The organism is Parabacteroides sp. TM07-1AC, assembly GCF_003480915.1.
Classification (GTDB): domain Bacteria; phylum Bacteroidota; class Bacteroidia; order Bacteroidales; family Tannerellaceae; genus Parabacteroides; species Parabacteroides chongii.
Genome location: NZ_QUKD01000008.1, coordinates 84,381 through 98,039 on the forward strand (window position 1 = coordinate 84,381; position 13,659 = coordinate 98,039).

Consider the following 13,659-nt stretch of genomic DNA (forward strand, 5'->3'; position numbering starts at 1 on the left):
TGAAGGATTGATGTCTTTTTGAGTCTTTTTGGAGGAAGAAACGGTACTGCAGAAATAGCAGTTTTCTCTTAACAGATTTAAAAACGATGGCAGTCCGGGCCTGTTTTATACCATCTTGTAATGAAATTCATATTATATGGCTAAAAAATAGGTTAACTTGTGAAATTTAGTAAAATTGATATGCGTTTTTTAAGAAAACACCCTACACTCCTTGTTTTTTCATTTTTTTATTCTTACGTTTGCCACGTATTTCATTACAATTCAGGATTTTTATTATTTATAAGACACTGATTGTAAGATAGAAAGAGGATGTTTACCCTTATTATATAAATAAGGTTTACCCCACCCGCAAACAGCCTCCGACCGCTTCGGAAACCTGCCGGTTTGCTTTGGCTATTTCCGATACGTCAAACTTCTGCAAATAGATACGGGTCGTTTTTTCCGATGTATGCCCCAGTGCCTGGCTGATCACACCGATAGCTACATGCAGGCGGTACGCCTCCGAAGCCCAGGCATGACGGAACGAATAGGTCGTCAACGTTTCCGGCAAATCCAGCATCACACTGATTTCTTTCAGGTAACGATTTTCCGTCGCCAGACAGCTTTTATACTGTTCGTGGGTCGCATCTTCCGGCAATACAGGAAAAAGGTAACGCCTCTCTTCGTCTTTATACCGGTCGATCAGCATCTGCATCCCCGAAGTCACTTCCATCTGGATAAAGGCTCCCGTCTTCTGCCGGTGGTATTGTAGTACCGTACCGTTCTCCACCAGATTCTCACCCGTCAGATGCACGATATCCACAAAAGGAATGCCACAAGCCATAAACGAAAACAGTGCCAAATCAATAGCAAGCTGTTTCTTCGGCTCACTTTTCAAATCCAGAGCGGCTATTTCCTTTATCACTTCCACCGGCACAGCACGTTTACGCGTCTCCTCCTGTCTGAGGTGAATCCCGGCAAAAGGCGACTCTCCCCTTTTCTCCTTCGACTCCCGACGGGCTCGGTTATACATAGCACGAAGGTTACTCATGTAACTGTTCACCGTATTCACACGCAGCCCTTTTTCACGCAACCATTTCAGAAACGCCTCAACCAAAGTCGGTGTCACTTCTTTCAGGCACAACTCCTTACCACCCGAGAAACATATAAAATGATTACGCACTGCCCGATACAGATCAGCCGTACTTTCATCGCCGCAGGAACGTTTATCCTCTTCCTGCAACAACATCTGTCTATAAAAATCTCTTTTCTTCATAACTTTTCCTCCATTTATTCGGATTAATCAAAAAGATAAAGATAAACATTCACAGCTTTCAGAATGTTCGATTTTTACAGTTCAGGCTAACAGCAGTTTTCAGTCAAACAGCTGTTCCGGAAGAAAACCCCGCCTTATCACCCCGTTTTCCTCTCTTCATAACCTCTCCTTTCGGAAATCATTGCAATGATTCTTCCCTGTCATCACAATGTCCCGACAGAGTCATCACAATGTCCCGACAGAGTCATCACAATGACTTCACGTACTCATCACAATGATGTGGGACAATCATTGTGATGAAAATTTTAACACTACAAAATATGGGGATATTTACTTCGAGATTATACTCCAAAACCAGGTTTACGTGTCTTTCTGAAAGCTAGAAGCTCTTTCTGAACGATTCATTTTCATTTGACAAATAATAGTAGGTTCCGCCTTTTCCCTGTCACTAACTCCGAAATCATTATGATGATTACATTTTCCCCACTTAAATGTTTCCGCTAAAAAGAAAATCCCCTCAATCCGTCATTGCTGAACTCCGGATCAAGGGGATATATGTTTTTAAACTCTCCTTTACCTCTATACACGACAAAGAAAGAGTACATGAATTAACTGATTGTCAAAATGATAATTACTTATCCAATATTTCTTGAATCTGCTTTTTTAAAGGTAAAAGTTCTTGCGTAATTGTAGCCCAAACAATTTCATCTCTGATCTGATAATAACCATGAACCAAAACATGACGCATACCGATTATTACATTCCATTCTATCTCGCAATGAGAATCACGAAATTCTTTCGTTAATAAATATGCTGCTTCACCAATTATTTCAAGATTCTTAATTACAGCAAAGCGAAGGATTTTATTTTGCTTATAAGATTCAAAATCTACGCCTTGTGTAAACTCTACTATATTATCGATAGCCTCAATTATATGAAGTAACCGACTTTCATCTTTAGGCTTTTCTCTCATAGATCAACAGTTTATCTTGGTTAGCACTCTCTTTAGCAAAATCTTTTAGTTGCCCTTCTTCCACAAGGTCTACTTTCTTTTTCAGTAGTTTTTGAAGTGCATCGACCATTCCTGCATATTTAAAAAGAGTAATATTAGCATCCGGTAAAAATTGAACCAAAATATCAATATCACTCTTCTTCGATTCCTCCCCTCTGGAATAAGAACCGAACACCCATGCCCTTTGAACAGGTTGCATAGAGAAAAATGAGGACAGTTTATTTAAAATTGAAACCTTCATATATAACTACTTCATATCACAAAGATAGCTAAATATGTGAAAAATATCAACATGAGTTCTTTTTTAACAACTATCTGATAATTCTAACTTTCATAAGTCATCATTCATGATTCTATTTTCCACTCTTCTATATTGCGCGTCTTTGCGCTAAAATTCACCCCTATCTTAAATATTTTTTGAGAAGCTCATGTTTATCTGTTTAAGATTTTTGCCCCAAACGGCAAATTACTAAAGCCTAACAAACTCCGGATTGAGGGAAAACTAATATCAAAACGCAATGCGATAAACAGAGAAACTTAACGGGCGAAGTACTACTTCTGCAGCCGGAGCTTCCAGTTCAATTTCTGAAACAACAGGCACTACCTGGTCCGGTTTGCAGATCGTATTTTTAGCTTCCAAGTCAGAAGCGTGAAGTACGGTTACTGTACCTTTATGTTTTCCACCGGAAAGGCCGTTTAAATCCAGTTTCACTTTTCTGTTTTGAATGCCGGTATTGGCGATCTTAATGATTAACTCATTTGTCTTCTTATCGACTGCTGCTGTTGCATACAGATCATTTTGTCCGGTAACCGGTTCGTTCTGCATGGTCAAAGGCACGACATTCGTACCGGCATTATGACCGTAAAGTTGCTGCACATAGTAATTCGGTGTCTTCACCAAAGAAAGATTATCGAACCAGATCAAATCCGGACGCCATTGCCAGGCATCCACATGGGCAAACAGAGGGGCATAAGTACAGATATGTACAACATCCGCATTACGCTCAAAACCAGTCATAAAAGCCGCCTCAGCCAATGCTGTCAGGAAACTATTCTCGCGATTGTTCGGATGACAGGCATATTCACCGGCAAAAACCTTAGGACCATTACGATCGTATGAGTCATAGCGCTTGGCACCATTCAGGAACCATTCGGGAGAACGGTAAAAATGTTCATCTACCAAATCGACTTTCATCCGCTTCATTTCAGGCCACAAGAAGTCGAAATCTTCCCCTTCCGCCTGTGGGCCAGAACTACCAATAACTTTGATATCCGGATATTTGGCACGAATAGCCTTTACAAAAGGTTCCAGGCGTTCAGTAAACAAAGTACCCCACTGCTCATTACCAATAGCTATAAACTTCAGGTTGAAAGGAGCCGGATGTCCCATATCGGCACGCAGTTTTCCCCATTTAGAAGCCACAGGACCGTTGGCAAACTCGATCAGGTCAAGTGCATCGTCAATATAAGGTTGCAATTTATCGACCGGACAGTTTTCTTTCGGATCATCATTTTCATACTGACAGGAAAGACCGCAGTTCAATACAGGAAGCGGCTCGGCACCGATATCCTCACTCAACTGAAAATATTCGAAGAAACCTAAACCATAAGACTGATAATAATCGGAGAACCTCTTATGAGGAAATGTATAATTCCAACGATTGATATTGATCGGACGGTTTTCAACCGGACCTACCGTATTTTTCCACTGATAACGGGTGGCCAGGTTCGTTCCTTCCACGATACAACCTCCGGGAAAGCGGAATACACCCGGCTTAAGATCTTTCAATGCCTGTGCAAGATCGGCACGCATACCGTTCGGACGGTTATTGAATGTTTTCTGAGGGAATAAAGATATATGTTCCAGATCCGCCGTTCCCTGTGTAAGCATCGTGATACGTAAACGGGAATGGGCTTCTGTTGCCGCAGGAGTCAGGACAACGGAATACTTTTTCCAATCTTTACCGTTTATCTCAACTTCCTTTGTTTCATAAATGTCATGCCCACTATTTACCAGATTTATACGAAACTTGATCGGACCGTTAGTTACCGTACGGGCATAGAAAGAAAAGTCATACTTCTCCCTTGCCTTTATACCAATACCTTTAAAACCTTCGTTATCCAGTCCTGTACCGGTCAGTTCTTTATTATAAGAAAGACGTACATAATGCGGGTTCTCGTCAAAACAGGGGGATTTGGTCTGTACCGTTACATTTCCAAAAGGAACCCAGCCCCCGAAAGGATTTTCAAACTCAAAAGAACGGTTCTTAATCAGCTCTGCATACAATCCTCCATCCGCTCCGAAGTTGATATCTTCAAAAAAGATACCGTACATGGTGGATTGGATAGGCGCACCCGTTTGCTGCACGTCTATTTTAAATTCATTGGTCTGTGCCATCAGACTGCTTACCCCCATGCTTAAGAGGAACAGGGAGATAGCGTTTTTCATGCTTCTTCTCATATCAAGTGTTTTTCCGTAAATAAAAGATTTATTTAGTTGCAAATGTACACTAAATACATATTTAAAAGGTGGACTAATACACTAAATTGGTAGACAAAAAGCGGCTTTATGCTCTATAACATCTTTTCGTGCATCCTATTTACGAAGAAGTAGGCTAATTTTACACGCAATTTTGATAACATTACATACATGAAGAACAAGAATACACTGTCTGGCTTGACTGTGGCTAATTTCAGCAAGCAAATAGACGGGAAGGAGACGATGCTATGTATCCTGACCAATAAGAAAGGAGCAGAACTTACCATTACCAACTACGGTGCAAAAATTGTATCGCTTATGGTACCGGATCGGTCCGGCAAGTTAACCGATGTTGTTACCGGACATAATTCAATCGATGATTATCTGGTTTCTGAAGAGCCTTACTTCGGAGCTATCTGCGGTCGCTACGGGAACCGTATAGCCAAGGGTTCATTTACACTCGACGGCGTTGTGTACGATAAGTTGGCCATCAACAATGGCCCCAACAGCCTTCACGGAGGACTCAAAGGTTTTAATTCTGTTGTATGGGATGCTAATCAGACCGATGACCAGACCGTAGAACTGAAATATACGTCAGCAGACGGTGAAGAAGGTTTCCCCGGAACATTAAAAGTGACTGTTACATACCATCTGACAGACGACAATGAAGTCGCAATCATGTATCATGCCGTAACAGACAAACCGACCGTATTGAACCTGACCAACCACTCCTACTTCAACTTATCAGGAGCAGGCGATCCGTCAGTAGCAGATCATACACTGACAATCAATGCCGATCAGTATCTTCCTACGGATGAAACAGCCATCCCTTACGGAGCACCGGAAAAGGTGGAAGGTACCCCGATGGATTTTCGTACCCCTTATCTGGTTGGTGCACGCATAGACGAACCGACCGACCAGTTGACTTGGGCAAGAGGCTACGACCATACCTATATATTAAATAAGGAAGAAGGCGAACTGGGTTTCTGTGCCCGTTGTCAATCGCCGAAGACCGGTATTGTCATGGAAGCATATACAACCGAACCGGGTGTACAATTATATACAGGTAACTGGATGACCGGTAATTTCGAAGGAAAGAACGGACAGCGTTACCCGGCAAGAGCTGCTTTATGCCTGGAAACACAACATTTCCCCGACAGCCCGAACAAACCGGAATACCCCTCTACCGTACTCCGTCCGGGAGAAGTTTTTGAAAGCAAGACCATTTATAAATTCTCTGCTGAATAACAAATAACAAAATTAATATATCAATAATAATAAAAATATCAATCAATGACTCAAGAAAAAAAACAATGGGGTGCCATCATCATTATGATTGCACTGTTTGCAATGATCGCATTCGTGACTAACCTTTGTTCACCAATGGCTATTATCGTAAAGAACGACTTCGGGGCTAGCAATGTTCTTGCCCAAATTGGAAACTATGGTAACTTCATTGCCTATTTGGTAATGGGTATTCCTGCCGGTATGCTTATCGCCAAATATGGCTATAAGAAAACAGCTCTTATCGGTCTTGTTGTAGGTATCGTAGGTATTTTAGTTCAATGGCTGAGTGGTCATGTGGGCAAGGAGAGCGCTTTCCTGGTTTACCTGGTCGGAGCATTTATCAGCGGTTTCACTATGTGTATTCTTAACTGTGTGGTTAACCCGATGCTTAACCTGCTCGGTGGCGGTGGTAACAAGGGTAACCAGCTTATCCAGCTCGGCGGTGTATTCAACAGTACTGCAGCCGTTGCCTGCTACATCCTGATGGGAGCTCTTATCGGTGACGCAGCCAAAGCACATATTGCCGACGCAACACCGGCATTGATGATCGCTCTTGCTATCTTCGTTATCGCATTTGTAGTTATCGTATTTACTAAAATTGAAGAACCTGAACAGGCACCTGTTGACACCAGTTTGATCAAGGGCGCTTTGAGCCATCGCCATTTTGCACTGGGAGCACTCGCTATCTTCCTTTACATGAGCGTTGAAGTAGGTACTCCTACTTATATTCTTCAATACCTTACAGCAAAAGGTATACCGGCCAGCACCGTGGGTCTTATCGTAGCTGTTTACTGGCTTATGATGCTTATCGGACGTTTCGTAGGAGCTAGTATCGGAGGTAAGGTTTCCAGCCGTACGATGATCACCATCGTATCGATTGCAACTCTTCTGTTGGTTAGCTTCGGTATGTTCTCACCTGAAACAAATACAGTTGAAGTTCCTGGTGTAGACTGGGCTTCATTAAGTGTGATCTGGCAGGAAGTTCCCGTTGGTATTCTGGCATTCCTTCTCGTAGGTCTTTGCACCAGCGTAATGTGGGGTGGTATATTCAACATGGCTGTAGAAGGATTAGGAAAATATACAGCTATTGCCAGCGGTATCTTTATGACAATGGTATTCGGTTGCGCTGTAATGGTTGCTGTTCAGGGTTGGGTTGCCGATATGACTGATTATATGACCAGCTACTGGGTTGTACTCTTCAGTGCTGCTTACATTTTATTCTATGCGGCTATCGGTTCTAAACCATCGAAAAAATCAGAATAAAATAAACAATATGCCAATTTATGAAATTATCCGGTTTTACCTTATAACCGGATAATTTCTTCATTTATAACCTTTAAAAGAAATAATATCATGCAGAAAAAAATTAGAAATAAATTTCAGGAGTTATTTAATACAGAAGGTAGTGTATATGCTTCTCCGGGCCGTATCAACCTGATCGGTGAACACACAGACTATAATGGTGGTTTCGTATTTCCGGGTGCTATCGATAAAGGCATGATCGCTGAGATCAAACCGAACGGCACAGGTAAAGTTCGCGCATTTTCTATCGACCTGAACGATTATGCAGAATTCGGACTGAACGAAGAAGATGCACCAAAAGCAAGCTGGGCAAGATATATCTTCGGTGTATGCCGCGAGATCATCAAACGTGGCGGTCAGATCCAGGGATTCGATACCGTATTTGCAGGCGACGTTCCTCTGGGTGCCGGTATGTCTTCATCAGCCGCTTTGGAAAGTACCTATGCTTTTGCTTTGAATGACCTTTTCTCTCTGGGTATCGACAAATTCGAATTAGCTAAGATCGGTCAGTCTACAGAACACAACTATTGTGGTGTTAACTGTGGTATCATGGACCAGTTCGCTTCTGTATTCGGTAAAGAAGGAAGCCTGATCCGTCTGGATTGCCGTTCTTTGGAATATAAATATTTCCCGTTCAATCCGGTTGGCTATAAGTTGGTATTACTGGATTCCGTGGTTAAACACGAACTGGCTTCTTCTGCATACAACAAACGTCGCCAGTCTTGCGAAAATGCAGCAGCTGCTATCCGTCGCAATCACCCGGAAGTAGAATTCCTGCGTGACGCAACAATGGACATGCTGAACGAAGTGAAAGGCGATATCAGCGCAGAAGACTATATGCGTGCCGAATACGTAATCGAAGAAGTACAGCGCGTACTCGACGTTTGCGAAGCTCTGGAAAAAGGCGACTACGAAACTGTAGGTCAGAAAATGTACGAAACTCATCACGGCATGAGCAAATTGTACGAAGTGAGCTGCGAAGAACTGGACTTCCTGAACGATGTAGCCAAGAAATGTGGCGTAACAGGTTCACGTGTGATGGGCGGTGGTTTCGGCGGCTGTACGATCAACCTTGTAAAAGACGAGTTGCATGATGATTTCATCAAAGAAGCATTCGAGTCTTATACAAAGAAATTCGGTCACGAACCTAAAGTTTACGAAGTAGTAATCAGCGACGGCGCACGCAAACTCGCATAATAAATTAATTCAATATCCATAAAATATCATGACAGCCGCATTTTATCAGAACGAAGTCAAATTTTTTGTTGCAGTAGATTGTATTATTCTGGGATTCAACAGTGGTGAACTCAACGTATTACTTTACAAACGGAATTTTGAACCACTAAAAGGACAGTGGTCTCTGATGGGCGGCTTTATCAAATCGGGCGAAAGTGTAAACGAAGCGGCTTCTCGCGTTCTTACCGAATGTTCCGGTATCGATCGTCTTTTTATGGAGCAGGTAGGTGCTTACGGAGATGTTACCCGCGATCTTGGAGAACGGGTTATCTCCGTAGCATACTATTCATTAGTCAATATGAACGATTTCAATCCGGAGTTGCTGAAAGAACATAATGCCGAATGGGTTAAAATCAGCGATATTCCCGAACTAATCTTCGACCACAACCAAATGATCGACGACACCCTGTCGCTCCTGAAGAAAAAAGCAGCAACACGCCCTGTCGGATTCAACCTTCTTCCGGAAAAATTTACCCTACCCCAGCTTCAAAGCCTATATGAAGCGATCTATCAGACCCCGTTAGACAAACGTAATTTCCGTAAGAAGTTAAACTCAATGGACATTCTCGAAAAACTGGACGAGAAGGATAAAAAGAGTTCTAAAAGAGGCGCTTTCTATTATATGTTCAATAAAGAGAAATACGACCGTTTACTGGATCAAGGATTCTATTTCTCCCTGTAACAAACCATCCGAATCGCGAAAATCGCCTTGCATATCCGGCTCTCTATGAGAAATATCGCTAATTAGGAAACTTTACAGAAAATGAATTGTTTGTATGATATAGCGGTCTATAAGAAGAGATTCCCTATCTTTGTGCAAAAATTAAAATAATTCATCAAAATGAACGATATCAAAGTAATGAACAGAGCAGCGGATAATATCCGCGTCCTGGCAGCGTCAATGGTAGAAAAGGCTAAATCCGGTCATCCGGGCGGTGCAATGGGTGGTGCTGATTTTATCAATGTACTATTTTCAGAGTATTTAGTCTATGATCCCAAGAACCCGGAATGGGAAGGTAGGGACCGCTACTTCCAGGACCCGGGACACATGTCTCCGATGCTTTATTCAGCCCTCGCCCTTACCGGCAAATTCACGATGGAAGAGCTGTCACAGTTCCGCCAGTGGGGAAGTCCTACTCCGGGCCATCCTGAAGTAAACGTCAAGCGAGGAATCGAAAATACCTCAGGTCCGCTGGGACAAGGCCATACTTACGCAGTAGGTGCTGCGATCGCTGCCAAGTTCTTGAAAGCCCGCCTGGGAGATGTAATGAACCAGACTATTTACGCATATATATCCGATGGTGGTATCCAGGAAGAAATCTCACAAGGTGCCGGACGTGTTGCCGGAACACTGGGACTGGACAACCTGATCATGTTCTACGACTCCAACAACATCCAGCTTTCTACAACCGTAGAAGAAGTAACGACTGAAAATGTTGCTATGAAATACGAGGCATGGGGCTGGAAAGTGATCAGCATCAATGGAAACGATGTAAATGAAATACGTAAGGCTTTGGATGAAGCGAAGGCTGAAACCCAACGTCCTACCCTGATCATCGGTGATACCATTATGGGTAAAGGTGCCCGCGGAACCGACGACAGCAGCTACGAAAACAAAGTATCCACACACGGTCAACCCTTGTCTGCTGCAGGTGCATCGATCGAAGAGACAATCAAGAACCTGGGAGGCGATCCTAAGAATCCGTTTACTGTATTTCCGGAAGTTGCCGAACTGTATGCAAAGCGTGCAAAAGAACTGGAAGCTATCGTAGCCGAACGTTATGCTGCTAAAGAAGCATGGGCGAAAGCCAATCCGGAACTGGCTGAGAAAATGCAATTCTGGTTCTCCGGCAAAGCTCCTAAACTGGACTGGGAAGCTATCGAACAGAAAGCAAACCAGGCAACACGTGCCGCATCCGCTACCGTATTAGGCGTATTGGCAACCCAGGTTGAAAATATGGTTGTTTCATCTGCCGACCTTTCCAACTCGGACAAGACAGACGGTTTCCTGAAGAAAACACATTCATTTATAAAAGGAGATTTCAGCGGAGCTTTCTTCCAGGCTGGCGTTTCCGAATTGACCATGGCATGTGTATGTATCGGTATGTCACTGCACGGTGGTGTGATCGTGGCTTGCGGTACCTTCTTCGTATTCTCCGATTATATGAAGCCAGCCATCCGTATGGCAGCATTGATGGAGCAGCCGGTTAAGTTCATCTGGTCGCACGACGCTTTCCGTGTCGGTGAAGACGGACCTACTCACGAACCGGTTGAACAGGAAGCACAGATCCGCCTGATGGAAAAACTGAAGAACCACAAGGGACACAACTCTATGCTGGTTCTCCGTCCGGCCGATGTTATTGAAACGACAATTGCATGGAAGATGGCAATGGAAAATACCGCCACTCCTACCGCTTTGATCCTTTCCCGTCAGAACATTAATGACCTGCCCGCAAAAGGAAGCCGTTACGACGAAGCTCTGCAGGCAGAAAAGGGTGCTTATATTGTAGAAAGCGATGAAAACCCGGACGTTATCATGGTCGCTTCCGGCTCGGAAGTAGCCACATTGGTTGAAGGAGCTGCATTGCTTCGCGCCGATGGCGTAAAGGTTCGTATCGTATCCGTTCCGTCTGAAGGACTGTTCCGCAGCCAGAGCAAGGAATATCAGGAATCTGTTATTCCGACAGGAAGCAAGATTTTCGGTCTGACAGCCGGTCTGCCGGTCAACCTGGAAGGATTGGTCGGAGCCAACGGTAAGGTATGGGGACTCGAATCATTCGGATTCTCCGCTCCTTACAAGGTTTTGGACGAAAAACTGGGCTTCACCGGACAGAATGTATACAATCAGGTAAAAGAATTATTAGCATAAGAAACTATTAGTAAAAAGGGGTGTAACAGCCCCTTTTTGTCTACCTCTAACAGATAAAGATGAAAACACTAGGTTTATGTTGTGACCACGCAGGTTACGAACTAAAAGAGTATGTGAAACAAATACTGGACTCCAAAGGATTATCCTATAAGGATTTCGGAACCTGTTCAACAGAAAGTTGCGATTATCCCGATTTCGCCCATCCGTTGGCTTACGCTGTAGAAGCCGGGGAAGTATATCCCGGAATAGCGATCTGCGGATCAGGAAACGGTATTGCGATGACTTTAAACAAACACCAGGGAATACGGGCCGCTTTATGTTGGCAGGAAGAGATTGCACGACTGGCTCGTGAGCACAATGATGCCAATATACTTGTCATGCCCGGTCGGTTTATCAGTCAGGAGGAAGCTACCCGCGCTGTCGAAGCCTTTCTGAACACTCCTTTCGAAGGCGGTCGGCATATACGAAGAATAAATAAAATCCCGTTGTAAAAACAACGGGATTATTATATTAGTGTCAACCCCTGTGACACTATAGAGTTAACAGTTGTAGGATTATAGGACTGATACCTATAGGTATATAGTGCCAACAGCTCCATAGACCTTTGTGCCTAGGAGAACATATTATCTTTGAATTTTTCCTTTTTACGTTTAGTCAGGAAATTACGGGCCGACATCGGAAAGAGTTCCAGCAACAAGACTTCTTTCTCATTTTCGGCAACCAGGATACCGACTTCATCTATCATCGGGTTTTCCTGCATCTCATAATCCGAAGCATCATAACATTGTTCTTCCCGTTTACCGGTTATTTTCAAACGAAATTCCGGATCTATCGGTAAAGGTGTTTTTCCAAACTCTCCCCGGATCAGGGAGATAAAAGGATATACAGGTTTACTGTAGAGAGGGCGACCATTCAGTTCATCCAATGCACAAGCTACAGCCTGTGAAGCGATCACCTGGCTTACCGGGGTAACCAAAGGAGGCAAACCGGCATCCATACGTACCTGAGGAATCAGCGACATCGCTTTCTCCAACAATTCGGGATGTCCCTGTTGCTTCAACAAAGCTACAATCTGATTATACATATTTACCGGGATCTGTGACTTCTGAACCAATTCATTCGGTTCGGGGAAGTTGAAATATTCCTCGATAGCACGACAGAAAATGATCAGGTCGTCTTCCTTGTCATGGCGGGCAGCTTCGATAGCGTCATTGAAGAAACGGTCTATTTCGGTAGGTAATTTATCGGTCAGAGGATTAAAGGGATTAGGAAGTTCTTTGGCGGAATCGTAAGCCCTCAACTCCTTGCGTATCTTGAAAAGTTCGGCATTGATACGGGCGACAGCTTCCATATCGATCTCCAACTCTATTCCCATCTTCTTGCAGAAAACATAGATCAATTCGATAGCGGGTGCAGAGCAACCTCCGGCAAAATACCATATATTCGTATCGACGATATCCACACCGTTGACAATAGCAGCCAGCATAGAAGGTAGTCCGTATCCGGCAATACAACGGGTATGGAAGTCAACGGGAGCCTTCAGATTCTTCTTGAAAAGACGTATCAGCTCGGCTGTCTTTCCCGGAGTGATCAGGCCGTTGGCATCTTCCAGAGTAATAATGTCGGCACTATAATTTTCCATTTGCCGGGCTTTGTCCAGAAAATAGTCATTCTTAAAAATCGGCTTATGCAACGGGCGGCCATGCAGGGCGGCTTCTATCCGTTCCAAAGCAGAATGATGTGGATCGATGGCATAGCAGACGGCGCAATCGGCCATTCCTCCATAACGATCGGTATATTTGATAGCCGGCTTCATATTGTCGACATCGTTCATAGCATCGAAGATACGCATAATATTAATGCCCGACTCGACAGCGTTACGGCAAAGACCTTTGACGACATTGTCCGGATAAGGATTGTAGCCGAACAGGTCACGCCCGCGGCATAAGGCGGCGAGCTTGGTTGTCATACCTACGGCTGCTTTTATCTTTTCCAGTCTCTCCCAGGGATCTTCATTCAGATATCGCATGGCAGCATCGGGAACTGCCCCACCCCACACTTCCATTGCGTAGAAACCAACCTCTTTATAGAAAGATAATACACGGTCGATTTGTTGTTGTGACATGCGTGTTGCAAATGCTGACTGCTGCCCGTCACGGAGGGTGAGGTCGCGGATTAATAATTTATGTACCATATTTTTGTTTAATTTCACTTTTCTC

At 43.7% G+C, this 13,659-nt stretch carries 11 protein-coding genes; 6 read left to right on the forward strand and 5 right to left on the reverse strand.

The genetic code is table 11. The features are described from left to right. Nucleotides 1-337: 337 nt before the first annotated feature. The 4 genes from DXD68_RS16075 to DXD68_RS16090 all read right to left on the reverse strand — a co-directional run bounded on the left by DXD68_RS16075 (nucleotide 338) and on the right by DXD68_RS16090 (nucleotide 4,728). Nucleotides 338-1,255, reverse strand: coding sequence for a tyrosine-type recombinase/integrase (locus DXD68_RS16075; RefSeq protein ID WP_122362543.1), 918 nt, complete (start codon nucleotides 1,253-1,255; stop codon nucleotides 338-340). Nucleotides 1,256-1,886: 631 nt separating this feature from the next. Beyond that, the gene (locus DXD68_RS16080; RefSeq protein ID WP_122362544.1) at nucleotides 1,887-2,228 is read right to left on the reverse strand and encodes a DUF86 domain-containing protein; all 342 of its coding nucleotides are present in this window, start codon (nucleotides 2,226-2,228) and stop codon (nucleotides 1,887-1,889) included. Beyond that, nucleotides 2,212-2,508, reverse strand: coding sequence for a nucleotidyltransferase family protein (locus DXD68_RS16085; RefSeq protein WP_122362545.1), 297 nt, complete (start codon nucleotides 2,506-2,508; stop codon nucleotides 2,212-2,214). Before DXD68_RS16085 ends, DXD68_RS16080 begins: the two co-directional genes overlap by 17 nt. Nucleotides 2,509-2,775: 267 nt before the next feature. Then, on the reverse strand, nucleotides 2,776-4,728 hold the full coding sequence (locus DXD68_RS16090) for an alpha-L-arabinofuranosidase C-terminal domain-containing protein (RefSeq protein ID WP_122362546.1): 1,953 nt from the start codon (nucleotides 4,726-4,728) through the stop codon (nucleotides 2,776-2,778). 189 nt (nucleotides 4,729-4,917) lie between these two features. Here DXD68_RS16090 and DXD68_RS16095 point away from each other — a divergent pair, with 189 nt between their 5' ends. The 6 genes from DXD68_RS16095 to rpiB all read left to right on the forward strand — a co-directional run bounded on the left by DXD68_RS16095 (nucleotide 4,918) and on the right by rpiB (nucleotide 11,931). Next, nucleotides 4,918-5,994, forward strand: a complete 1,077-nt coding sequence (locus DXD68_RS16095; RefSeq protein ID WP_122362547.1) for an aldose epimerase family protein — start codon at nucleotides 4,918-4,920, stop codon at nucleotides 5,992-5,994. 45 nt (nucleotides 5,995-6,039) lie between these two features. Continuing rightward, nucleotides 6,040-7,296, forward strand: coding sequence for an MFS transporter (locus tag DXD68_RS16100; RefSeq protein ID WP_122362548.1), 1,257 nt, complete (start codon nucleotides 6,040-6,042; stop codon nucleotides 7,294-7,296). A gap of 90 nt (nucleotides 7,297-7,386) precedes the next feature. Then, nucleotides 7,387-8,532: a galactokinase gene (gene galK, locus DXD68_RS16105; protein ID WP_183669366.1), complete on the forward strand. Its 1,146-nt coding sequence runs from the start codon at nucleotides 7,387-7,389 to the stop codon at nucleotides 8,530-8,532. Nucleotides 8,533-8,560: 28 nt separating this feature from the next. Next, entirely contained in the window at nucleotides 8,561-9,253 is a 693-nt protein-coding gene (locus DXD68_RS16110) for an NUDIX hydrolase (RefSeq protein WP_122362549.1), read from the forward strand. 159 nt (nucleotides 9,254-9,412) lie between these two features. Further along, nucleotides 9,413-11,440 carry a transketolase family protein gene (locus tag DXD68_RS16115; RefSeq protein WP_122362550.1) on the forward strand — a complete coding sequence of 676 codons (2,028 nt, stop codon included), beginning with the start codon at nucleotides 9,413-9,415 and terminating at the stop codon, nucleotides 11,438-11,440. Between the two features lie 59 nt (nucleotides 11,441-11,499). Further along, nucleotides 11,500-11,931, forward strand: a complete 432-nt coding sequence (gene rpiB, locus DXD68_RS16120; protein ID WP_122362551.1) for a ribose 5-phosphate isomerase B — start codon at nucleotides 11,500-11,502, stop codon at nucleotides 11,929-11,931. Nucleotides 11,932-12,050: 119 nt separating this feature from the next. Here rpiB and DXD68_RS16125 read toward each other — a convergent pair whose 3' ends face one another. After that, entirely contained in the window at nucleotides 12,051-13,634 is a 1,584-nt protein-coding gene (locus DXD68_RS16125; RefSeq protein ID WP_122362552.1) for a carboxylase, read from the reverse strand. Between the last annotated feature and the right edge of the window lie 25 nt (nucleotides 13,635-13,659).